Below are 22455 nucleotides of genomic sequence, written 5' to 3'. Positions count from 1 at the left end.
GCATCTGATCCGGGCATGTTTAGAGCTATTGAACTGCTAAGCTTAACAATAGGAAACATAGGAATATTAGAGGAGGTTTGCGATGAAAAGCGTGCTTTATCTTGTCAGCGTCTTGATTATGGTTGCGGCCGCTGCCCAACTGCATGCGCAACCTCCTGGCTATTACAATCCTGGCGGGTCTTACAACAGGGGCATGGATGCACCATCATCCTTCCAAGTACAGCGACGTGTCCGATTCAGACAGGATCGGGATGATTCGGGGTACCATTTGCGGATCTTTCTGCAAGGCTACTCGCCCGAGGCGATACAGGTGAGTGTGGATGGACGCTCCCTGCTGGTGGAGAACGTAGAGGCACACCGCGTGGAAAACCGCAGCGAAAGGGGTTATAGCTTTGTCTCATCCTCCTCTTCGATGCGCCGCCGGTTCAGACTGCCATGGGATGCGGATGTGAATGGGATGCAGAGGACTGAAAACGAGGGTGAGATCGTCATTTCGCTGCCCTACCGGGCCTATCCTTGATACCCGCCTGCATAGCCCCGATCTCCATGCCGCGCTGGCAGGAAAAGGTTGACAGACGACGAACTGTAGCTACAATACGCCCTTCCTGAATCAAGCGGGAATAGCTCAGTTGGTAGAGCACAACCTTGCCAAGGTTGGGGTCGCGAGTTCGAATCTCGTTTCCCGCTCCAAGTTGAAGAAGGCCTCGGCACAACCCGGGGCTTTTTTTTGTTTAAAGTATGCTCTGCTTTTACCGGGGCGTACTTAATAATTCGATTCATCAACGATAGGTGATAGAATTGCTTTTTTTGGGCTGAGTGGCAGAGTGGTTATGCAGCGGCCTGCAAAGCCGTGGACCTCGGTTCGATTCCGGGCTCAGCCTCCATCTCATTGCCGTGACAGCTATCAAAAAAAACCACTCCGCCCGGGTGGCGAAATTGGTAGACGCAAGAGACTTAAAATCTCTCGACCTTCGGGTCGTGCCGGTTCGATTCCGGCCCCGGGCACCAGATCCCACTAACTCCATCCCTACTAATTTCATATCGCTTACTATCGGCTTGGCTATCAGATAGGTTTTATATCTTCAGGCGAGTTATTTTTTTAGGACTATTCACACTTCATTAGACAGAGATAGGCAGATTGTTTGGTATGGGTAACTATTGCACGGTATTGTAGACGCTTGCTTGGTTAAAGCGTCTCACCAAATGAAAATAAACGTGTGGGAGAGCAAATAAATATAAGTACAGACTTGACCCCTTTACTTTACTTTATTTTTTTAGTCGAGGGTAAGGGCAAGCCTGTGAGGGGATGTCTGAAGGAAGCCTAAGCGCAAGACAGCGAGCCGACGGACAGAAATGTCATAGAAGGCCGACTTCCCTGTGGCGAGAGATGAGTTATTCAATGAACAGCATATATGGAGAAACCATCACAATCCTGATTGCCTGATATTGCATGGTTTCATGCCATTTAAACTACCTTTACATTGGAATCTGTCTCTTTTTCCGTCGCTGCTTCTACTTCCTGTACCTCCGGTCGGTCATTTATGTCCTTGAGAACTTCCTCTGGTGACCCCTTCAAAAAAGATTGGTTAGCTTTTTCTTCTTCGACCTGAGGCTCCGTTTCTTCCGGCTCCTCCTCCGTAATCTGGTGTTGGAACGACACCTTGGTGATCCGGTGGTTGTCCATCTCCAGGACTTCTAATAAAGCCCCCTCAAGCTGGACAAGGTCGCCGACTTCCGCGATCCGGCCAAGACTGTGATGAATGAGTCCTCCCATGGTCACGTAATCGCCGGTGGGGAAGGGGAAGTTCAATTTCGGCTCCAGCTCCGTCACCCGGACTCCGCCATTGATGATAAAGTGTTGCTTGTCCTCCATCTTTATGTGACGGTGCCTGGGCGTAAATTCGTCCTCGTAGTCACCCACGATCTCTTCGAGGATATCCTCCAGGGTGATCAGCCCTTCGGTACCGCCATACTCGTCCAGCACGATGGCAATTTGCCGACGGTTGCTGGTGAAGTCCTTGAGCAGCAGGCTCAGGCGCATGGTATCCGGGACGAAATAGGCTGGCATCATCACTTCGCTTACCGGAAGTTTGATGATGCTGGTGGATGACTCCGGGCTCTCCGCTGTGGCCAGTCTATTCAGCAGCTCCTTCATGGAGACGATGCCGACGATATTGTCGAGAGACGTTTCGTAGACAGGATAGCGCTCGCGTAGCTCTTCCTTGAAGAGGTCAAGTACATCGGCCACGGTGGCGGTATTCGGGACACCCTCTACTTCCGTACGAGGAATCATGGCGTCCCGCGCAGTGTGATCATCCAGGTCGAACACCCCTCTCAGCATCATAGTCAGCTGGGGGTCGAGAGCCCCCTCCTGCTCACTGGCACTGAGAATGGTTCGGATCTCATCACCGGTCATGGAAAAGTGTCCTTCACCATGGGCGGCAAGGTCGCGTTGACCGAACAACCAGAGCAGGCCATTGGAAGAGTGGTTCATGACCCAGATAACGGGGCGCATTATGGTGTGGAGACCGTTGATGATCCACGCCACAGACAGGCTCATAGCCTCTGCTTTGTGGAAGGCCAGCACCTTGGGGGCCAGTTCGCCCGCCACCACGTGCAAGAAAGAGATGATGATAAAGGCAATGATATAAGAGAATGTGTGTGCCCAGCCCAATATCTCTTCACTTTGGCCAAACCATCCGAAAGCCGCCTCGATGCTCGGATCCATGACCTGTGTTAGGGTGATCATACCGATGGCGCCCAGGGCCAGCGACACAAGGGTGATACCGATCTGGGTGACTGAATAGAACCGCTCAGGCTCGTTGTGGAGCACTTGGACGATCTTGGCGGACTTGTTGCCTGTACTAGCCAGCTGTTTGATACGACTACGTCGGGCGGAGGTCAGGGCGATCTCAGACCCAACGAAAAAGGCGTTACCGATGATCAGTAGCAGGATCAGGAATAGCTTGCTTATCAGTATCCAGTCCATCTGTCTCTTCTCCCCGGATGGAAGGTGAAAGTATAATTGATACAGTAGACAAAAATTCAGGTTTAACCTGACACAATACAAGATTTTACAGCTCCTAGCTATGACATCAGGCGCCGTGGTTGCTTTATTGCAACAGTTTCCATATTGAATTGGGGATCGTTCTTGCGCTCCCCCACTCTAGCAACCCGGAGAAATCTTGCCCCTATCACAACCTGGCCTATCCACCTGCCAATGAGGAAGATGCCTTTGCTTTAGTGGGTTGAACATAGAAAAGGAGGTATATAGAAATCTCTATCTACTTGATAATTATTAAAAACAAGTAAATAGACATTCAATGCAACACCGGCCCCGGCACCAGGTCCCACTCACTCCGTCCATATAAATTCCATATAGTTAACTAGCGGGTTGGTTATCAGATGGGTTTGACATTGTCGGGTGAGTTGTTTCCAGGACTGTTCACATTGCGGCTGACAGGAAAGAGGTGAAGGTTATCCGATTCATGGGATAGCAACAGGGGCTTCAGGATTTCCAGATCCTTGGTTTCCTTGTTGAGCCAGGCGTCATAATTATCGGGTGACAGTATCACCGGCATTCTGTCGTGGATGGTTGCAATATCACCCTTGGCTTCCGTAACGACAATGGTGCATGAATCGATCTTCTCGCCCTGGCTGCTTTCCCAATGCTCATACAGACCCGCAAAGGCGAAGGGTTTTCCGTTGTCGGATGTGATGCAGTAAGGCTGCTTCCCCTGGTCGGTCGCTTTCCACTCGAAATATCCACTGGCGGGGATCAGGCATCTGCGATGTTTGAAAGCCGTACGGTATGACGGTTTGCTGTCGATGGTCTCAGCGCGGGCATTAATGGTGCGGTAAGCGAACTTTTTGTCTTTTGCCCAAGAAGGTATCAATCCCCAATGCAACTTGACCAATTCCCTGATATTGCCTTTCGATTTGATGGCAGCTATCTGCTGAGAGGGTGCGATATTGTAATGCGGAGTGATCTGCGGTGCGGAAGATAGGCCAAAATATTCAATCATTTCTTCAGCGGCCACATCGAGATAAAACCTGCCACACATAGACCCACCATCGCCTCATTGTTTGGATGAAATGGACGCCAGTATCCCTATTAAAACAATGGAACCAATGGCGTGAATTTTAGTTAGGATGATGTCGAAACTAACCTGAGGCCTGTTGACAGGACCTGTATAGGAACAATTACTGACAAATATTTCGTGGTCGTTTCGATCTCTGATTTTATACCCATGTTAGCTGATGTGAGCGTCGAATGAGAGTCATGGGTTAGTGGTTTGTCTATCGGGCCATGATTTTGAACGCTGGCTACAATGAGTATTCAGGTACCGATTTTCGCTAAGAGTGGTTAGAGGGCAGTCCATGCAGGTTGAATTTCACCACAGCATCGATGAGTTGAAGCGAACCGAGTGGGATGCGTTGGTACGCGACGATAATCCCTTTCTGAAGTACGCCTTTCATGCCGCGCTGGAGCATCATGATTGTGTGGGCAGGAAGTTCGGCTGGATGCCCTGCCATCTGGTGATTCGTGATGATGGACGTATGGTGGGGCTGTCCCCGCTCTATATCAAGACGAACTCCTATGGCGAATTCGTTTTTGACCATGCATGGGCCGACGCCTATCAGCGAAGCGGCATGCGTTACTACCCTAAAATGGTGTGTGCGATTCCCTATACCCCCGCTTACGGTGAGCGGCTTTTGGTTGCTCCGGACTCGGATGCCGGCCAATTACGAAGAGAGATGATCACTGCAACCAAGCAGCTGGCAATCGAATCCGATTTCTCTTCGATGCACTGGTTGTTCACCACCCGGGAAGAGGGGGCGTTATTAAGGTCGATGGGCATGCTGGAGCGCCTGGGTGTGCAGTTCCACTGGCACAATCAGGCGTATGAGGACTTTGATCACTTTCTTGCCCGATTGACGGCGAAGCGCAGGAAAAACATCCGGCAGGAGAGGCGAAAGGTGATGGATGCCGGGGTAAGGTTTCGGGTGTTGCATGGCGATGAGGTCTCGGATAGTGAGTGGCAGTTGTTTGCCGGCTTCTATACAAAGACTTTCGAAGAACGCTATAGTTTGCCCACCTTGAATGCCGGTTTTTTTCGTGAGGTGGGCCGCAGCCTGGGGGAGCAGGTATTGCTGATTCTGGCCTATGACGATGCTGTCTGTATTGCCGGTGCGCTGCTCTATCGCAGTCCGTCGGTGCTCTATGGCCGTCATTGGGGCGCTTTGCATCACTACGACAGCCTCCACTTCGAGACCTGTTACTATCAGGGTATCGAGTATGCCATCAAGCACGGATTACAACGTTTCGAGCCGGGCGCACAAGGGGAGCATAAGATCTGGCGGGGATTTCTGCCTGTTCAGACCCGCTCCTACCACTGGATCGGTGATCCGCATTTCAGTCTGAGTATCGGGGATTTTCTCTCCAGAGAGACGCCGGCGATCAAGGATTATGAGAAAAGCCTCCTCTCAAGCTCGCCATATAGGGACAAATCGTCTCCTGAATAACTGTAACCATTAGATAAATAGGTAAAAAATACTAAATACCCCAATTTTTACGAATTTTTCTACGATAAAAGTTGACTAATTTACTTAGTTACTCTAGTCTAATTACCAAGTGATTTACTGGGTAATGCAATGAGTACCACTGGAGAAAACCAATGAGATTGTCAACGAAAGGACGTTATGCGGTTACCGCTATGCTGGATCTTGCACTAAACGGCAAAAATGGTCCGGTTACACTGGCTGAGATATCCGAAAACCAGGGAATCTCACTGTCATATCTGGAACAGCTGTTCGCTGCTTTGAGAAACAAGGATCTGGTACGCGGTGTCAGAGGGCCTGGCGGCGGCTACTATCTGGGTAAAAGCGCCGATGAGATCTCAATCGCCAACATTATCTGTGCGGTCGATGAGTGGGTGGAGTTCACCCGCTGTGGCGGCAGGCAGAACTGCAGTGGCGGCGCCCGCTGCCTGACTCATACCTTATGGGACGACCTGAGCAGCGAGATTTTCAATTTCCTGGCAAACATTTCACTGGGTGATCTGGTACGCAGAAACCTGAACAAGAGTGAAGAGTCGGAGGAAGCACCGCTTAGTGTTGTTGGGGGCGACTCCAGCTCTCAGGCAGCCTGATTTTTCATTGGATTGATTCACTCCGGGGTGGAGGCCATTAGGCCTTCCGCCCCGTTGCGTGTTGGGATAACACCGTATAACTTACTGGCCGAATCGGTTATGATTCACGGTTTTTCAGCCAGTTGCTTCCGTGCAGACACTTATATCCATTGCAGATTTCATTCGTTGGGGCGCCAGTCGCTTTACAGAAGCAAACCTGTTTTTTGGACATGGTACCGACAATGCATTGGATGAGGCCGCTGCCCTGGTCCTGGGTGCGTTGCACCAGCCCCCCGATCTCCCTGCGAGCTGGTTCAGCTGCCGACTGACGGGTGATGAGCGTGAACGCGTGCTTGGCCTGATTCAGCGCCGAATCGATGAGCGCGTGCCGCTCCCCTACCTGTTGGGGGAAGCCTGGTTTGCAGGCATGAGATTTCATATCAACGAACAGGTGCTGATACCCCGTTCACCCATCGCAGAGTTGATTGAAAAGGGGTTTTCACCCTGGCTGGGGCCTTCAACGGAACCGCGGATTCTTGATCTCTGCTGCGGCAGTGGCTGTATCGGTATCGCCGCGGCGGCCTGTCTCCCCGAAAGTCACGTCGACCTGGCCGATATCTCCGCCGGTGCGTTAGCGGTGGCGAAGCAGAATATTGCTGAATATGGTCTGCAGAAACGCGTGACACTCCATCAGTCGGATCTTTTCGAGAAGCTGCCGGATAAAGAGTATGATCTGATCGTTTCCAACCCTCCCTATGTCGGTGCGGCCGAGATGGAGGGTCTTCCGGATGAGTACCGGCATGAACCGGTATTGGCCCTGCAGGCGAATGAAAACGGGCTTGAGATTGTCCAACGGATACTGAAACAGGCAAAGAGGCATCTCTCCCCCCGGGGTATAATGATCGTCGAGGTTGGAAACAGTGCCCAACTACTGATGGACAGCTACCCGGAAATCCCCTTTGTCTGGCTCGATTTCGAGCGTGGTGGGGAGGGGGTATTTCTGTTATCGGCGGCTGATCTGGCAGAATAGGTGAAGGGTATGTTCATAGTGATCGGACGCAATATTCGGATTAATGAGAGACTGGACAGCAGATGAGCTTACAGCGTGCGCGCAGTGCGGAAGAGTATGTGGAGTGGGTCAAGCAGGCCGTCTTCGAAGTTGACGACCTTAGAGACTGCTATGACTATCAGATGGATGAGATGGGCCGATATCCGTCATTCCTCGAGCCATTGGAGGAGGGCATCAAGGCCCTCTACCGTCAGATGGAGGAGGGTGAATATCACTTCGGCCGTGAAGACCTGTCGTTTATGTCACTGGTAAACCGCCATGGCGAAGATATTCCCTTTGCCATTTTGTTACGTCAGATCAATGAAACACACCGCAAGGGCGTAGAAGTGGATGGGGAGTAGGCGACTGTTTGCTGCCTGCCCAGCGTAATATTAATTATTATTAGAGACAATTCATTCATGGATCATTCGACACAATTCGATCTTGAGCTGATCGCCAAATATGATCAGAGCGGTCCGCGCTACACCTCTTACCCCACAGCGGTTCAGTTCCATGATGGGTTTAACGAGGAGGAATACAAGCGGGTCGCAAGGGAGAGCAACGAATCCTCCAATCCCCTATCGCTCTATTTCCACATACCCTTCTGTGACACGGTCTGCTTCTACTGTGCCTGCAACAAGGTGGCGACCAAGGACCGCAGCCTGGCGGCGGGCTATCTCGCCCGCATCAACGAAGAACTGCGCATGCAGTCGGAGTTGTTCGACGCTTCGAGAGTGGTGACCCAGCTCCATTGGGGAGGAGGGACACCCACATTCATCAGCCATGACGAGATGCGTGAACTAGTGGACCAGACACGCAAGGCCTTCACCCTGCTGGACGATGATACGGGTGAGTATTCCATCGAGATAGATCCCCGTGAGGCGCAAGGGGATACCATCAAGCTGCTGCGTGAGTTGGGCTTCAATCGCATGAGCCTGGGTGTGCAGGATTTTGATCAGCGGGTACAGAAAGCGGTAAACCGGATCCAGAGCAAGGATGAAACCCTGACTGTATTACAGTCCGCTCGGGATGAAGGTTTTCGTTCCATCAGCATCGATCTCATCTATGGGCTGCCTTTCCAGAGCGTTGAGAGCTTCTCCAGCACCCTGGATCAGATTCTCGAGGTTGATCCTGACCGGCTCTCGGTATTCAACTATGCCCACCTCCCGGAGCGCTTCAAACCGCAGCGGCGTATCAACGAGGAGGAACTGCCGCCCCCGCAGGAAAAGCTCGATATCCTGCAGATGAGCATCGAAAAACTGTCGGCGGCCGGCTATGTCTACGTCGGCATGGATCACTTCGCAAAACCGAATGATGAACTGGTGCTGGCACAGGAGGACGGTACCCTGTATCGCAATTTCCAGGGTTATTCGACCCATGCCGATTGCGATCTGATCGGCCTGGGGGCTACCTCGATCGGTATGGTGGGTCCGAGCTACGCGCAGAATATGCGCAGTCTCGATGAGTATTACCAGCGCATCGACAGCGGCAGGCTGGCGGTCTTCCGCGGGGTGGAGCTGAACCGGGATGACCGGTTGCGGCGTGATGTGATTACCCGGCTTATCTGCCATTTTTCCCTTTCAATGGCAGATGTGGAGAAGCACTGGAATATTGTGTTCGAAGAGTATTTCGCCAACGAGATCGAATCGTTGCAGGGGATGGTTGCGGATGGCCTGCTGAGCATCGATGATGACGAGATCAAGGTGCTGCCGAGGGGGCGCTTGCTGATCAGAAATATCTGTATGCAGTTCGATGCCTATCTCAGCAGCAAGCAGTCGCAGGGGAGCTTTTCCAAGGTTATCTGACGAAAAATCTGTTTTCTTCTCGTTCCTACGGTTAACCGTGGGAATCCATACCTTGTTCTCCTATCGCACTGAATGCCGTTTTTCTACCTGTGAATGAGTATACGGGATAGTGGAAGCGTAGGGTGCGGCTTGCCGCACCGCATTCGGCCTCTTTAATTGTTCGGTATCAACGCCCTCTGCGCTTTCTTGTTGCCCTGCGCTGCCGCCTGCTGAATCCAATGCATGGCCTGGCGGTCACTCTTCTCGACGCCTAAACCGTGATAGAACAGGTAACCCAGGGCATATTGCGCCTTGTCGTTGCCGGCGGCGGCAAGTGGGAAGATTAATTGGAAAACCTTTTTATAAGCCTTGATGTTATAGGCCCTGTGCGCCTCTTTGAGAATGGCTGCGGTTTCGTCCATCTGCGCACTGTCGGGTGTGGTGCTGCAACCGTTCAAGGCGATAAGACCTGGCAGCATGCCGAGTAACAGAAGAGTGAATTTCAGTCGTGGGTGGATATTCATGGCATCAGCCTACCAGTTGATTGAGGTCGAAGATAGGAAGCAGTATGGCCAGCACGATAACCAGTACAATACCACCCATCACAAGGATAAGTATCGGTTCGAATAATCCTTGAATGGTCGAGACCAGGGTCTCGATCTCCCGTTCCTGGATATCCGCCGACCGTTCCAGCATGCCTTCCAGGTTGCCGCTCGATTCTCCACTCGCCAGCAGGCTGAGGGTCATGGGTGGAAAGTAGCCTGTCTTTTCCAGAGCCCGGTAGAGGCTGGTGCCCTCCCGTACCCGGGAGGTGGCTTCCTCCACGGCATTGCGCATGGGCAGATTGGTCAATACCTGGGATGCGATACGCATCGCGTCCAGGATCGGTACGCTGCTGGCTGCCATGATGCTTAAGGTGCGGGAAAAGCGGGCGGCATTGGAGGTGCGAACCAGACGACCGACCAAAGGGATGCGTAACATCATTCGGTGCCACCAGCGTTTGGGGCCGGGTTTTTTCAGCAGATAGCTGAACAAGAGCCCGAGAAGCAACAGCAGTACAAAGATAGGGACACCATAGGTACGGAAGACATCACTGGTGGTCATCAGCGCCCGAGTGATCCAGGGAAGTTCTGCCTGCATGGTTTCGAACACTCGCGTTACCTGAGGCACGATATAGGTCAGCAGGCCAACCACGATGAGAAAGGAGACGATGGTCAACAGTGCCGGATAGAAAAGGGCGAAGATGGTCTTCTGACGCATCTGTTGGCGTTGTTCCGTATAGTCGGCCAGGCGTTCCAGTACCACTTCGAGGTGCCCCGATTGCTCACCTGACGAAACAGTCTTGATATAAAGTTCGGGAAAGGTCTTGGGGAATTCACTCAGGCCATCCGCCAGGGTACGACCCTCCAGTACCTTTGCTCTTACGGCCAGCAGTGTGCGTTCCACGTGACGCTTATCGGACTGGGATGCGGTTGTCTTCAGAACATGTTCCAAAGGCAGGCCGGACCTTAGCAGGGTTGCCATCTGGCGGGTTATCAATGCCAGCTCCATGGCATTGATATGGCGTTGAAAGAGGCTGCTTTTTCTTTCTTGAGTGGCGCCACTTGCAACATCGATGGTCAGTGGTGTGAGGCCTGATTCGCGTAATTGCTGGCGTACCTGTCTCGGGCTGTCACCCTCCAGTACGCCGCGTCGCTCCTTCCCTGTCGGGTCGAGTGCTACGTATTCAAAGGCGTCCAAGGTTGATCAACCCTCCTGGGTAACGCGAATGATTTCGTCGATCGTGGTATCGCCACTGAGTACGCGCTTCATTCCATCCTGACGAATACTGTCGCTCATGGTTCTGGCATGCTCCAGCATTTCGATTTCGCCGCTGCCTTTGTGGATCAGGTTGCGCAATGTCTCATCGATGGTGATGAGTTCATAGATGCCCGTCCTGCCGAGATAGCCATGGTTATGGCACTTCTCGCACCCCGTTGAGGTATAGAGCGTGATCTCCTCGGTTGTGGGACGCTCCAACATCTGCAGTTCCTCTTCACTGGCCGTGTATGGTGACTTGCAGTGCGGGCATAGGGTGCGCACCAGGCGCTGAGCGAGTACCCCGATCAGGCTGGATGAGAGCAGAAAGGGCTCCACACCCATGTCGCGAAGACGGGTAATACTGCCGATGGCGGTATTGGTATGTAGACTCGACATCACCAGATGGCCGGTCAGACTGGCCTGCACGGCGATCTGGGCGGTTTCCAGGTCCCGGATCTCACCCACCATCACCACATCCGGGTCCTGGCGCAAGATGGCGCGTAAGCCCCGTGCGAAGGTGAGATCGACCTTGTTGTTAACCTGAGTCTGGCCGATGCCGTCGAGGTAATATTCGATGGGATCTTCAACGGTCACGATATTGCGACTCTGGGTGTTGAGTCGGCTCAGGGCTGCATACAGGGTCGTGGTTTTACCCGAGCCCGTGGGGCCTGTGACCAGAAAGATGCCGTGTGGTCGTTTGATGATACCCGGATCGACCTGCAGCAGAAGTTCCCGCGCCATGCCGAGTTGCTCAAGATCGAGTCTTCCCGCCTGCTTGTCCAGCAGACGCAGAACCACCCGTTCGCCATAACTGGAGGGGAGTGTGGAGACACGAACGTCCACCGGACGGTTTCCAACCTTGAGTGAGATTCGTCCATCCTGCGGGATGCGCTTTTCGGCAATATCGAGCTGGGCCATGACCTTGATGCGTGAGACCAGAAAAGACGACACGGTACGCGGCGGGGTGAGGACTTCACGCAATACGCCATCGACACGGAAACGCACGACCAGGCGATTTTCGTAGGGTTCGATATGGATGTCGGAGGCCTGTTCCTTGATCGCTTCGGTAAACAGGGCGTTGATCAGTCTGATGATCGGGGCGTCGTCGTCGCTTTCGAGCAGGTCTTCAGGCTGGTTCAGTGCCCGTGCCGCATTGTCGAGATCGATGTCGTCGCCCATCGTCTCCATGATCTGACTGGACTGTTTCGAACCCGCTTCATAGATCTGCGAAAGCTGTTTCTCCAGCGTCTCCTCATCGACCTGGGTATAGATCAAGGGTTGCGAAAAGAGCCGGCGTACCTCATTGAGCACACCGAGCGAGACCCCTGGCTTATGTACCAGCTGAAGCTGATCCTGTTCATCATCCCTGACGATGACGACACCATGACGACGGGCGAAGGCATAGGGCAATTGAACCGGTGTCTGCGTGGCTTCATCAAGCAGCACCGATTCTGCAGTGAGCTCGTCGACCATCTGCGAAGAGGGTGAGGAATTCTCAGACATGCCTCGTTCCTCTCCGATCAATGTTCGGGTTCCAGCTCTTTATCATCAAATGGCGGGGCGAGGGTGCCGAAGCGTGGCGGCAGGACCGGCATCTCCTCATCCGACATCAGATTAACGCCCTCCTGTTTCATCTTGAGCTGCTGGGCGCGGAAGAAGTTGTACTTGTCGCTGGCGATCTGGGTGTTGATGGCGTCATCCCGAATCACCACAGGACGCAGGAAGACCATTAGGTTACGTTTAATCTTGGTTGTCCTGTTGGACCGAAACAGCGCGCCGAGCAAAGGGATGTCACCCAACACAGGCACCTTCTCTTCGGTCTGTTGCAGGTCCTCCTCAATCAGTCCGCCAAGTACGATGGTATTGCCATCATCCACCATGACCACGGTCTTGATGGTTCGTTTGTTGGTGACGATATCGCTGGTGCCGGAACTGGCGGAGGCGTTGATGCTGGAGATCTCCTGTTCGATCTCCAGTTGGATCGAGTTGCCCTCGTTGATTTGCGGCTTCACTTTGAGGGTCAGGCCCACATCCTCCCTCTGTACTGTCTGGAAGGGGTTTACCGAGTTGCTGACCCCGCCGGTCGAACTGTAAGAGCCGGTGATGAAGGGCACATTCTGGCCGATTACGATTTCAGCTTCTTGATTATCAAGGGTGGTGATCGTAGGCGTGGAGAGGATGTTGGAGGTGGAATCACTCTCCAGGGCCTGGATCAGGGCGGCGAAATTGATCCGGTCACTGTTGAATCGTCCAAAACCGAGTGAGGTGCCTGGACCAAGCGCAACTCCAGTACCGGCGGCCGCTGCGGAGGCTATGTCGGAAATCGCGGGAGAGCCCAGATTAATGACGCCGATGGGGCCTTTGTCATCCGGACTGCCATCGACGATCCATTGCACGCCGAGCTGTTTCGCCTTGTCGTAGGAGACCTCGGCAATGATCGCCTCCACCAGAACTTGGGCCCGGCGGATATCGAGTTTGCGGATAATCGCCTGCAGGGCTCGGAACTGATCGGGCGGCGCGGTGATGATCAGTGCGTTTGCAGCCTCATCGGCCTGGATGTTGATCGGCAGCGTGGGTTTACCCTTGGCCGCCGCTTTACCGCCTCCCTGCTTGGTCTCGTCCAGATTTTCACTGACACCCGTCAATACCTGCACCAGGTCTGTGGCGTTGGCGTATTTCAGGTAGATGACCTGGGCGTTGCCCTCATTGTCAAAAGGGGTGTCGAGGTGCTCGATGATTACCCGTGAGCGTAACCTGGCCGTCGGGTCGCCGCTGATCAACACGCTGTTGGTACGTTCGTCCGCGACCAGTTTGGTGGCATTCTTCTGACCCTTTGCCGCAGGGGTCTGTAAACCGTTGAGGATGCGTGCCACCTCGGAAGCGGAGGCATGCTGCAGCGTGATCACCTCGATCGAGCTGTCGCTTACCCTGTCGATCTGATCGATGATCTTCATCAACCGGTCAACATTCTGACGGCGGTCGGAGATAATCAGGACGTTGGTGTCCGGGTAGGCGGCGAGATGGCCCTCCTGGGGTATCAGGGGGCGTAAAATCGGTACCAGTTGCGCGGAGGTGACATTCTTGACCTGGATGATGCGGGTGACGATCTGATCCCCAGGCAGTTGTCCGAGGGCGTTGACCGTGGGGATCCCACCCTGTTTAGCCTTCACGTCGGGGACCACCTTGATCACATCGCCGCTGGGGATGGTTGAGAAACCATGCACTTCGAGGATCGAGAGGAATACCTGATAGAACTCATCGCGATCCATCGGGTGGGCTGAGATGACCGTCACTTTCCCCTTCACTCTGGGATCGATGACGAAGTTCTTTCCGGTGTGTTCGGATACCGTTTTGATCAAGGCCTCTATGTCGGCATTGTTCAGATTGAGGGTAATCTGTTCCGCATGGCCAAGTGGGATCCACGAAAGGTTGAGCAGGGCGACGGTGTACAGCATGAGGACCAGGCGTGAGAACAGGCCGGTGCGCGGGTGCTGTCTATCCATGAAAAGGGTTGGCAAAATACTCATTGTTGAATCGGTTCCATCGAAGTCTCGCGCCCAAATCGCGGCACCTGTGGGTGTGTGATTTGGGGCAGGATCAGATGTGGATGGTGAAAATCTTTATTCATCATGGGTTTATGGTAAATATATAATGTATTATATATTAGCAGATGATGGGGCGTTGGCATACAGGTCTGAATCGGCTTTGATAGTTGCACCCGATCACAGAAAATACCTATAGACTACCGCTGAAACTGATTCGATAACTACCGTCGGGTTGGCTTTTTGCAACGGCCTTCAATGCGCTGCTCAAACCGGGGTCAGATCCCGCGCCAGGTTTGATCGCGCCGTTCAGAGTATAGTTTCCTTCATTACTGAGACTCAGTTCACCATCCACCGAGGTGCCCCCGCCCAGGTCATTGATCTTGATATTGATATTGCCGTTATCGTCAGTTGTCAGATCAGCTTTAAGATTGCCCTCCTTGAGGCTAAAGGGGCGAAGCAGAGCCGGATTAAGCCATTTGATCTCTCCCTCAGCCGAGGTGACGCGTTCAGTCTCGATGGCAACATGACTCAGATTGAGTTCAACATCACCCTCAACACTGATCTGGTTGAGGTCCGCCATGTCGGTAATCATCGATGCCGGGAGTTGACCCTCAACATTCTTCAGTTGGAAACCACCCAGGGTGCGGGCTACATTCGCATCGACTTTGTTATTCATGTGCCGCAGTTCAAGATCGAAACTGATCCTGCCGAGAAGCAGGCCGCTTGGTGCGAAGCGCCACTTAATCTTGTCGAGGGGTATTCCCTGATAATTGATGGCTTCCATTTTACCTCGCCACAAACTCCCTTTCATGGTTGCGTAAGAGAAGGGCAGTTTACCGTTCTCGGCCAGTGCCCAGCCTATGATGTGTTGTGCCGGGGTTCCCGCAAGCAGAAAAATCAGGTAACCACCCAAGCCGATCAATAGAAAACTCCACCAGCGCATCAAGATCCCCCTTCCCGCTGCAGGACCAGTCGTGCATTGACCAGTCCCGGTTTGTCTTGTCTATCGATCGTCAGGGAGTCGATCTCGATGGCGTGGGTTTGCGTCAGCTGCCCCAGCCATTTGATGATGGTGTCGAATGGCGCCTCTTCGATCCATAATTGAACGGCATTGTCACCCTGGGGTTTAATTCGCTGGATCTGTTGTCTCAGTCGGATTTTTTTTGCCGTTCTATCGACCAGGGTGAGCAGTGCCTCATTACTGCCGGCGCTTTTTCCCCGCTGTTGGTTACGCAGGTTTTTGACCAGATCGAGGTTGTCCTGCATCCAGTTCAGCGTGAGCTGTTGACTCTCGACCAGCAGTGCCTTCTTGTCCAGGGCCTGATTGAACGGGCGCCACAACAGCAGATAGACAAGCAGCAGTAGGATGGCTGCAGCGCCTATAATCAGGGCCATGTGCTCCTGGGGTGTTTTTGACTGCCACCACTCCTTCATGGATTCACTCCGCTGATACGTAGATGTGAAGTGACCTGGTTACCGGTGGCATTGGCCGAGCGGATCTCAACCGCGAGTTTTTTGGCCTCGATAGTCTGTTTCAAATTCTCCAATGCCTGCAGCTCCTTGATGATTAATTGCAGATCGAGTTTGCCATCCCGGAAACTTATGCTTTCCAGGGTGGTGTTTGGACTGCTTTTGATGACCGAAGCGGCAGGTACGAAGAGGCTGGTGAATTGCAAGAAACTGCCTGAATCTCCCTGGCGCAGGTTCTTCAGTTTCTGCTCCATCTGTATCTTCGGGTCGACGATGCGCTTTACTTCCGGGAAGGCCTGCTGAAAGGTCTCTCTGATCTGTTTGTCGAGTGCGGCACTCTGTTGTTCGTAGTGGTGGTATTGCTGGATGCTCATCAGCAGGGTGAGACCAATGAATACCGCTGCCAGCACGGCGGCGGGAAGCCAGCGTTTCCATTGCAGCGTCAGCTTGTCGACTCGCAGATAATCACCCTGAAGCAGGTTGATCTGCTGTTTATCGATCAGATTATCGGCTAGCAAGGCGGTCAACTCGGTATGGGTATCGAGTCGTTTCGCGCTGATTTCATAATCGCCATCGAGCTGGTTAATATCGATCAGGTCCTGGGAATCAGGGGATTGAAAGAGATCGATCTTGCCGGGTGGATGCTCGCTGTCTTGTTGCAGGGCAAGCCTGAGTATTGCCGCGCCGTTGATGGCGTCGGCGCTGAAGCCCCGTGCTCTATCGGTGCGGATATTCAGAATCCGGCTATCCTGATAGAGGGTCCAGGCACCGCTCTCATAGGGTAGAGAGAGCAGATCGGCATAGATGGCGATAGGTTCGATCCCCGCTGTTTCGAGAGTCTCCAGCCAGTGGTCGAGTCTCTGCCTGGCGATGACCAGGACAGGGGTGATGTCATCGCTGTCGATATTGCCTGCGGCAAAATGGAGTTGATCGACATCCTCGGTCAATTCATTCTCAAGGGAGAATGGAATCGCCTGTATCAGACGCTGCCGGTTTCTGGTCGGGATCCGGACCTGGGTGATCAGCAGTTCGGTGGCGGGAATAAAAACCAGGGTTCGTCGGCCCTTCGCCAATTTCGCCGCATCCGCCAGGGTCCCTTCGGCCGGCTGCTGATTGGCGCCGCCCTTGATCAGCCAACTGACCTTGCTGCAGTCGCTGTCATGGCACTGAACAACCAGGCGTTCAGCCATTAGAAAGCTCCGAGGGTCCGGGAAATGACAACAACATCCTTCTCACCCTTATACAATTGACTGACTAATCTTTGGCTACTGCTTTCCATTCGGACAACCGTCTCCATTTGAAAATATTGGCTCTCAACAGAGATTAACGAGGTTACTTTTTGAGAGTTTACTTTATTTTCATCCAAAAGTGCTTTTAGTCTCGTGATAAATGCACTTGGCTGTTTGAACGGGTCATCTTCCCGTTCGCTGATCAACTGCTCTGCATCTGCATCGTTCAGGTTTTCAACCAATGCCTGGATGATTAATGCATCGGCAGTGTTGACATTGATTTTGGTCTGTTCCGGCAGGGTTATGATATAGGGGGTCAGCTTCTCGTACACCTCTCGGTCCACGCCTTTGATGAGCCTCAGCTCGGTTGGGCTGGCCATAGCTCCGTTGGCGGTACGGTAGGGTGGATCCAAATTGAGATATTCCATATCTTCCGCACCATCCGGGTAGAGCGATTTGACATCCTCATCCAACCAGTCAGCAGTGGCTTGTGCAATCGACTCGGGTAACTCCAAAATCACCAGAAGACGCCGGAAAAGGGCTAAATTTTCAGCAACTAACTGCTTATCCTCATCGCTCGCGTCCGTCTTCAGATAGAGATTGTTGAGATTGAATCTGGCTTGCAGATCGGCTGTGACCGCCTGTACCTGACCACCCTCGACCGGGGTTGGCGGGAGTTCTTGGGCCCAGTCTTCGTCAAGACCGTCGTAGTTTCCATCCTGCTTGTTATTGTTCAGGTCCCTGATCAGCATTCCCCGCGACCAGGCTTCACTGCCCAGGGTAAAGAGATAGCCCTGGTCGGCGGCGAAAATATTACTGCTGCGGCGGATGTTCAACTGCAGTTCGTGGGTCATGGCTACGGCAGCGATGGAGGCTATCGAGACGACGATGATGGCGGTGATCAGGGCAACACCTTTCTCATGCATCGATCTGTGAGTGGCTATACCTGGCATGCGACCTTACCCATTCTCAACCGGTACTTGCTGTTTTGCGCGGAACAGTCGCCGAATCGAACCCCAGTCTTCGAGTTCCAGCTTCAGTTCGATAGAGACCGGCAATAGACTAGGATCCTCGTCCGCCTCCCCGATTGTCCGGGGTGGCCATTCCCGCTTCTCCTGCAATGCCTTATCGTAAAAGACCAGTTCCAGGGACGAGATCTCTTCGATCAGTTTTTGTCGGTGAGGTTCACTCTCCCGGGGTCTGTCCAGGGTAGGCCAGGTGAGACGGAAGAGGGTGTTATCTTCCAGGACGTAGCCGACACGCTGAAGATTGCTGCGTGACAACTGCATCGGATTGGAAAAGCCGCCGCGTGTAAGCTCCAACAGGATGCCGGATATACCGCCACTCTTCAGGGCAGGCTGTTGATCACCGTATTGATCGCGCACCGGTCGACCCACTATCTGTTCAATATCCCGCTGCATGAGATTGAGTCCGAGTTGGAGTTTGGCGATGCGTTGACCGTACAGGCTGGTCTGGTGTTCTGTGTCGAGGATAACCTTCAGACCCGAGTAGACGAATGTCGCGAGAATGGCGAAGATCGTTATGGCGATCAGTAGTTCCAACAGAGTAAAACCGTGACTTCGAGGGTGGTGGTTCATATTACATACTTAAATCGGTTGGGGTAGAAAACTCACAAGCCGCGTCACAGCTTCATCATCCCCCCTGTTGCGAAACACGGCTATTTCCACCTTCCGAACCCGGTCATCCGGAGTTTTGCTGACGGTTCGTTGCCAATGCCATTTAGTCAGGCCCATCTCTTCGTCACCCTGTTGTTTCCCGGTTGCCGGCCATTTGTTGCCAACCTGTAACTCGGTGATCTGGTTCAGCGCCACCCAGTGTGCCAGGGTTTTGTCCCTTAAATAACCGACGTTGACGGACTGGTTGGCTGCAACCGTGATGATCGAAGCGAATGCGATTGCCAGTATCGCTAAGGCGATGAGGATCTCAAGCAGGGTAAAGCCCCTGTTTCTTGGGTTATGAGCCTGAAATGCGTCGGTGCGGGAAAGATTAATAGGGCGAGACATGATCGAGTGTGCGCTCCCCCATCTCACTGCCGGTCAGCCTGTAATAGCTCTCTAGCCGGTCGGAACTCAGCTTTAGTTCGAAGGGGGTCATTTCACCGCTGTTGAGTAAAATGATCTCAGGGATGTTCTCCTCATCATCCTCCCCGGATTGTTGCGAGGAGGCAATACTGAATTCCATACCTTCCGGCAACTGACGTGAACGAAACAGGTTATCCTCCATTGGTTGCCACACGCCCTCTTCCAGGCGCAGAAAGCCATAGTCTTCCTCGCTGATATCAACCCCGATCAAGACTGATCTCAATAGGGCCTCTTCACTTGCCAGCCCGATCAGATTTGATAGCCGCTGGGCCTCCGTCTTTAACTGGTCTTGAGGCGAACTGCGCCCCAAAGAGAGAGTAACGAAGTTGATCAGGATGCCGATGATGACAACGACCACCATCACCTCGATGAGCGTAAATCCTCGCTGGTTGGCTGCGGCGTTGGTTGAGTGGTTTACCTTCACTCCAGATTCCAGTTCCCTAGGTCGTCATCGGCCGATTGGGGATCGAGCCCCGCAGAGTAGATATCGATCACGCCCTGGGTGCCCGGATTGAGAAAGAGATAGGGATTGCCCCAGGGATCGACGGGCAATCGATCCAGATATCCACCCTCTTTCCAATTCCTCGGTTCCGGTGAATCAGTCGGTTTGCTCACCAAAGCCTCAAGGCCCTGATCGGTTGTGGGGTATATCATATTATCGAGTCGATAGAGGTTGAGAGCGGCCTCCAACGCACGGATATCACTCTTTGCCTTGGTGATTCGGGCCTGTTCGGGCCTGTCCATGATCTTAGGTACGACAATTGCCGCGAGGATGCTGAGTATGACTACGACAACCATCACTTCTATTAGGGTGAAGCCCTTGAATTTCAAATAATTTCTTGTTTTGTATCCGGTTTTGGCGTGAACCGGCAAGGAGTGGGTTACTCTATGTGCTGCATTTAATATCATGGTTTAAAATCCGCAAATAATATATCTGTATGATGGTGGGCTATTATCGAGGGAATCCGTTATGGAATCTAGATTCATCTGTCAATCCGGTTCGAGGAGGTGAATCAGTTCACCATCCCATATACTATTGATTAGCCATTGCCTATCCTGATAATCAATATTATTGTTAACTTATTGAATAATAATGCATTCATCTATTTGCACAGGGTGCCTGTAATTGAATGTGCTTATAAGTATTCAGGATAATACGTACACCAATGCAGGTAAAAAGTTCATTTACATGGCTGTGTGGAAATCGCTATAGAGGATTAGCTGCTTGAGTATCGGAATCATCGGTTATGCCATATCGGCCACACTATTCCTGCTCTTCAGTGTGATGCTTGTGACCAGCTGGCGCGGGCGAATAGAGGGGATCTATTTGCTGACAGCTTCCGTGACCACAGCATGCTGGGCGCTGGCTGCTGTTGCTTTGCAGGTGGACGAATCCGTCCTCACCAGAACTGCTTATCATATCTTCGAGATAGCAAGAAATATTGCATGGTTCGTTTTTCTGTTCCGCCTACTGTTTAATTTGCAACAGGCCTGCGGCAAAAACCTGCGGAATCTGGCCTACATTCCGATCGCCATACTTATCGGATCAACCGTACTGATTGCAGTCGAGCCGATATCCCAGCTCTTCCCTGTGCCGATTGGTACAGGGGGCTTTGCAAGTTACCCGTTAGTGGGCTATCTGGGATTCGCGATAACCGGACTGACCCTGATCGAACAACTCTATCGCAGCACAAGACCCGAGATGCGTTGGTCCGTCAAATATCTCTATCTCGGGATGGGTGTCCTGTTTGTCTACGATTTTTTCCTTTACGCTGAAGCATTGTTGTTTAATCGGGTGGATACCACGCTGTGGCAGGCGAGGGGACTGACCAGTGCGCTCGCTGTACCTTTTGTGGCGATTGCGGCAACAAGAAATCCCAGCTGGTCCGTGCGCGTCTTTGTCTCGAAACAGGTGGTATTTCATGCCACCACAATCATCGCCGCAGGGGCCTACCTGGTAACGATGGCGGCGGTTGGCTATTACATCCGCTTTTACGGGGGAAGTTGGGGTAAAGCGACTCAGGTTGCCTTTGTATTCGCAGGTGTCATCTTTCTCATCACGGCATTGTTTTCGGGTAACCTGCGTTCAAAGTTAAAGGTCTTTGTCAACAAACACTTCTTCAGCTACAAGTATGACTGGCGTGATGAGTGGTTGCGGGTTGTGCAGACACTCTCCAACGGTAGAGGGGGTAAGGAGATCCGTATTCGGGTGATACAGGCGATCTCCGAATCAATCGATGCAGGTGGGGGATACCTCTGGATGTCGGATAATGCTGGCGGTTACCAGTGTGTCAGTCACTGGCAAGTGTCAGCAAACAATATCTTATTCGATTCAAGTGATTCATTGGTGACATATTTTTCCAACAGTGACTGGATTATCGACGTCGATGAATACAAACAGTTCCCAGAGCGCTATGAAAGCCTGAAACTTGATGACCAACTTATCGCTATTGACAATGCCTGGTTGATCATACCCGTCAAACACCACGAACAGCTTCTTGGCTTTGTCTTACTGTCACAGCCAAAGCTAAGCAAATCGGTCAATTGGGAGGACAGGGATCTCATCAAGGCTGCGGCGAAGCAGGCGGGCAGTTATCTTGCATTGTTACAAACCTCGGAGGCGTTGAATCAGGCTAATCAATTCGAGGCCTTCAACAGGCTCTCGGCATTTGTGGTACATGACCTGAAAAACCTGATTGCCCAATTGGAATTGGTGGTAAAGAATGCCGAACGGCATAAAAACAATCCTGAATTTATGGATGATGCGGTTAAAACGATTGGCAATGCAGTCAGTAAAATGGGACGATTGCTCACCCAGTTGAGGCAGGGAAGGTTCGAATCAACAAAATCAAAAGAATTTTATGTGGAAGAATCGGTTGCGCAGGTTGTTAATCAACTTTATGCCTATTTGCCCAAGCCGCGACTTACGATCAATGCCAATTTCCTGAAAATCATCGCCGACAAGGATCGTTTCACCGCCATTATGGTGCATATGATAAAAAATGCACAGGAAGCATCCCAGGAAGATGGTAAGGTCGATGTGACCGTGGACCGTGACAACAACGATGCAGTGATTACGATTGAGGATAATGGGGTTGGGATGGATGCATTGTTCATTAAGGAAAGGTTGTTTCGACCGTTTCAAACGACAAAAGGAAATGCCGGGATGGGAATTGGTGTCTACGAAACCAGGGAGTATGTGAATTCCCTGAATGGCAAGATGAAGGTGGAGAGCGTTAAGGGTGTTGGAACTAAGTTCGAGATCAGTATACCGCTTGAGGTTGCGGGACAAGCAATCAATAATCACATATCGACCACGGCAGAGGCGTAGTTGTGAGTAAAGCTA

General features: G+C 52.4%; 21 protein-coding genes and 3 tRNA genes. 10 read left to right on the top strand and 14 right to left on the bottom strand.

Features of this window, described 5'->3' with window-relative positions:
- The first annotated feature begins 82 nt into the window (after window positions 1-82).
- The 4 genes from CODIS_RS04790 (at window position 83) to CODIS_RS04775 (ending at window position 1008) form a co-directional block, all read left to right on the top strand.
- Window positions 83-520 (top strand): Hsp20/alpha crystallin family protein, encoded by a 438-nt coding sequence (locus CODIS_RS04790; RefSeq protein WP_069121737.1) that lies wholly within the window; start codon window positions 83-85, stop codon window positions 518-520.
- A 94-nt stretch (window positions 521-614) separates the two neighbouring features.
- Window positions 615-690 (top strand) — tRNA-Gly (locus CODIS_RS04785).
- Window positions 691-810: 120 nt separating this feature from the next.
- A tRNA-Cys gene (locus CODIS_RS04780) sits at window positions 811-884 on the top strand.
- Window positions 885-921: 37 nt separating this feature from the next.
- Window positions 922-1008, top strand: a tRNA-Leu gene (locus tag CODIS_RS04775).
- A gap of 457 nt (window positions 1009-1465) precedes the next feature.
- Here the strand turns inward: CODIS_RS04775 and CODIS_RS04770 are convergent.
- Window positions 1466-2989, bottom strand: coding sequence for a hemolysin family protein (locus CODIS_RS04770; protein ID WP_069121736.1), 1524 nt, complete (start codon window positions 2987-2989; stop codon window positions 1466-1468).
- Window positions 2990-3401: 412 nt separating this feature from the next.
- Complete coding sequence (locus CODIS_RS04765) at window positions 3402-4064, bottom strand: SOS response-associated peptidase (protein ID WP_069121735.1); 663 nt, start codon at window positions 4062-4064, stop codon at window positions 3402-3404.
- Between the two features lie 316 nt (window positions 4065-4380).
- Between CODIS_RS04765 and CODIS_RS04760 the strand changes: the two genes are divergently transcribed.
- From CODIS_RS04760 to hemN, 5 genes are all read left to right on the top strand, one after another.
- Window positions 4381-5526: a GNAT family N-acetyltransferase gene (locus CODIS_RS04760; protein ID WP_069121734.1), complete on the top strand. Its 1146-nt coding sequence runs from the start codon at window positions 4381-4383 to the stop codon at window positions 5524-5526.
- Window positions 5527-5678: 152 nt separating this feature from the next.
- Complete coding sequence (locus CODIS_RS04755) at window positions 5679-6152, top strand: Rrf2 family transcriptional regulator (protein WP_069121733.1); 474 nt, start codon at window positions 5679-5681, stop codon at window positions 6150-6152.
- A gap of 130 nt (window positions 6153-6282) precedes the next feature.
- The gene (gene prmB, locus CODIS_RS04750) at window positions 6283-7161 is read left to right on the top strand and encodes a 50S ribosomal protein L3 N(5)-glutamine methyltransferase (RefSeq protein ID WP_069121732.1); all 879 of its coding nucleotides are present in this window, start codon (window positions 6283-6285) and stop codon (window positions 7159-7161) included.
- A gap of 62 nt (window positions 7162-7223) precedes the next feature.
- Entirely contained in the window at window positions 7224-7541 is a 318-nt protein-coding gene (locus tag CODIS_RS04745; RefSeq protein ID WP_069121731.1) for a general secretion pathway protein GspF, read from the top strand.
- Window positions 7542-7598: 57 nt separating this feature from the next.
- A complete protein-coding gene (hemN, locus tag CODIS_RS04740; protein ID WP_069121730.1) occupies window positions 7599-8984 on the top strand; it encodes an oxygen-independent coproporphyrinogen III oxidase in 1386 nt (461 codons plus the stop codon).
- Between the two features lie 152 nt (window positions 8985-9136).
- Here hemN and CODIS_RS04735 read toward each other — a convergent pair whose 3' ends face one another.
- The 12 genes from CODIS_RS04735 to gspG all read right to left on the bottom strand — a co-directional run bounded on the left by CODIS_RS04735 (window position 9137) and on the right by gspG (window position 20018).
- Complete coding sequence (locus CODIS_RS04735; RefSeq protein ID WP_235615127.1) at window positions 9137-9487, bottom strand: tetratricopeptide repeat protein; 351 nt, start codon at window positions 9485-9487, stop codon at window positions 9137-9139.
- A gap of 4 nt (window positions 9488-9491) precedes the next feature.
- A complete protein-coding gene (gene gspF, locus CODIS_RS04730) occupies window positions 9492-10703 on the bottom strand; it encodes a type II secretion system inner membrane protein GspF (protein WP_069121729.1) in 1212 nt (403 codons plus the stop codon).
- Between the two features lie 6 nt (window positions 10704-10709).
- The gene (gspE, locus tag CODIS_RS04725) at window positions 10710-12266 is read right to left on the bottom strand and encodes a type II secretion system ATPase GspE (RefSeq protein ID WP_069121728.1); all 1557 of its coding nucleotides are present in this window, start codon (window positions 12264-12266) and stop codon (window positions 10710-10712) included.
- A gap of 17 nt (window positions 12267-12283) precedes the next feature.
- Window positions 12284-14290, bottom strand: coding sequence for a type II secretion system secretin GspD (gspD, locus tag CODIS_RS04720; RefSeq protein ID WP_235615126.1), 2007 nt, complete (start codon window positions 14288-14290; stop codon window positions 12284-12286).
- Window positions 14291-14498: 208 nt separating this feature from the next.
- Complete coding sequence (locus CODIS_RS04715; protein WP_069121727.1) at window positions 14499-15251, bottom strand: type II secretion system protein N; 753 nt, start codon at window positions 15249-15251, stop codon at window positions 14499-14501.
- On the bottom strand, window positions 15251-15742 hold the full coding sequence (gene gspM / locus CODIS_RS04710) for a type II secretion system protein GspM (RefSeq protein WP_069121726.1): 492 nt from the start codon (window positions 15740-15742) through the stop codon (window positions 15251-15253). Before gspM ends, CODIS_RS04715 begins: the two co-directional genes overlap by 1 nt.
- Window positions 15739-16968, bottom strand: coding sequence for a type II secretion system protein GspL (gene gspL, locus CODIS_RS04705; protein ID WP_069121725.1), 1230 nt, complete (start codon window positions 16966-16968; stop codon window positions 15739-15741). Before gspL ends, gspM begins: the two co-directional genes overlap by 4 nt.
- Window positions 16968-17960, bottom strand: coding sequence for a type II secretion system minor pseudopilin GspK (gene gspK / locus CODIS_RS04700; protein WP_069121724.1), 993 nt, complete (start codon window positions 17958-17960; stop codon window positions 16968-16970). Before gspK ends, gspL begins: the two co-directional genes overlap by 1 nt.
- A gap of 6 nt (window positions 17961-17966) precedes the next feature.
- The gene (gspJ, locus tag CODIS_RS04695; RefSeq protein WP_069121723.1) at window positions 17967-18605 is read right to left on the bottom strand and encodes a type II secretion system minor pseudopilin GspJ; all 639 of its coding nucleotides are present in this window, start codon (window positions 18603-18605) and stop codon (window positions 17967-17969) included.
- Window positions 18606-18614: 9 nt separating this feature from the next.
- Window positions 18615-19031, bottom strand: a complete 417-nt coding sequence (gene gspI, locus CODIS_RS04690; protein WP_069121722.1) for a type II secretion system minor pseudopilin GspI — start codon at window positions 19029-19031, stop codon at window positions 18615-18617.
- On the bottom strand, window positions 19015-19533 hold the full coding sequence (gene gspH, locus CODIS_RS04685) for a type II secretion system minor pseudopilin GspH (protein WP_083220554.1): 519 nt from the start codon (window positions 19531-19533) through the stop codon (window positions 19015-19017). Before gspH ends, gspI begins: the two co-directional genes overlap by 17 nt.
- Complete coding sequence (gene gspG, locus CODIS_RS04680; protein ID WP_069121720.1) at window positions 19530-20018, bottom strand: type II secretion system major pseudopilin GspG; 489 nt, start codon at window positions 20016-20018, stop codon at window positions 19530-19532. The genes gspH and gspG overlap by 4 nt, the downstream gene beginning before the upstream one ends.
- A gap of 316 nt (window positions 20019-20334) precedes the next feature.
- On the opposite strand from gspG, the gene prsK reads away from it, so the two are divergent.
- Window positions 20335-22440 carry an XrtA/PEP-CTERM system histidine kinase PrsK gene (prsK, locus tag CODIS_RS04675; RefSeq protein ID WP_069121719.1) on the top strand — a complete coding sequence of 702 codons (2106 nt, stop codon included), beginning with the start codon at window positions 20335-20337 and terminating at the stop codon, window positions 22438-22440.
- Window positions 22441-22455 lie beyond the last annotated feature (15 nt).

It is taken from the genome of Candidatus Thiodiazotropha endolucinida, from assembly GCF_001715975.1.
Taxonomy (GTDB): domain Bacteria; phylum Pseudomonadota; class Gammaproteobacteria; order Chromatiales; family Chromatiaceae; genus Thiodiazotropha; species Thiodiazotropha endolucinida.
This window is presented reverse-complemented; position numbering and strand designations above follow the sequence as displayed.

Excerpts from the sequence above, each read along its gene's own strand:
- CODIS_RS04790 (WP_069121737.1), top strand. The coding sequence starts at position 83 with ATGAAAAGCGTGCTTTATCTTGTCAGCGTCTTGATTATGGTTGCGGCC.
- CODIS_RS04770 (WP_069121736.1), bottom strand. The coding sequence starts at position 2,989 with ATGGACTGGATACTGATAAGCAAGCTATTCCTGATCCTGCTACTGATC.
- CODIS_RS04765 (WP_069121735.1), bottom strand. The coding sequence starts at position 4,064 with ATGTGTGGCAGGTTTTATCTCGATGTGGCCGCTGAAGAAATGATTGAA.
- CODIS_RS04760 (WP_069121734.1), top strand. The coding sequence starts at position 4,381 with ATGCAGGTTGAATTTCACCACAGCATCGATGAGTTGAAGCGAACCGAG.
- CODIS_RS04755 (WP_069121733.1), top strand. The coding sequence starts at position 5,679 with ATGAGATTGTCAACGAAAGGACGTTATGCGGTTACCGCTATGCTGGAT.
- CODIS_RS04745 (WP_069121731.1), top strand. The coding sequence starts at position 7,224 with ATGAGCTTACAGCGTGCGCGCAGTGCGGAAGAGTATGTGGAGTGGGTC.
- hemN (WP_069121730.1), top strand. The coding sequence starts at position 7,599 with ATGGATCATTCGACACAATTCGATCTTGAGCTGATCGCCAAATATGAT.
- CODIS_RS04735 (WP_235615127.1), bottom strand. The coding sequence starts at position 9,487 with ATGAATATCCACCCACGACTGAAATTCACTCTTCTGTTACTCGGCATG.
- gspE (WP_069121728.1), bottom strand. The coding sequence starts at position 12,266 with ATGTCTGAGAATTCCTCACCCTCTTCGCAGATGGTCGACGAGCTCACT.
- gspD (WP_235615126.1), bottom strand. The coding sequence starts at position 14,290 with ATGAGTATTTTGCCAACCCTTTTCATGGATAGACAGCACCCGCGCACC.
- CODIS_RS04715 (WP_069121727.1), bottom strand. The coding sequence starts at position 15,251 with ATGCGCTGGTGGAGTTTTCTATTGATCGGCTTGGGTGGTTACCTGATT.
- gspM (WP_069121726.1), bottom strand. The coding sequence starts at position 15,742 with ATGAAGGAGTGGTGGCAGTCAAAAACACCCCAGGAGCACATGGCCCTG.
- gspL (WP_069121725.1), bottom strand. The coding sequence starts at position 16,968 with ATGGCTGAACGCCTGGTTGTTCAGTGCCATGACAGCGACTGCAGCAAG.
- gspK (WP_069121724.1), bottom strand. The coding sequence starts at position 17,960 with ATGCCAGGTATAGCCACTCACAGATCGATGCATGAGAAAGGTGTTGCC.
- gspJ (WP_069121723.1), bottom strand. The coding sequence starts at position 18,605 with ATGAACCACCACCCTCGAAGTCACGGTTTTACTCTGTTGGAACTACTG.
- gspI (WP_069121722.1), bottom strand. The coding sequence starts at position 19,031 with ATGTCTCGCCCTATTAATCTTTCCCGCACCGACGCATTTCAGGCTCAT.
- gspG (WP_069121720.1), bottom strand. The coding sequence starts at position 20,018 with ATGATATTAAATGCAGCACATAGAGTAACCCACTCCTTGCCGGTTCAC.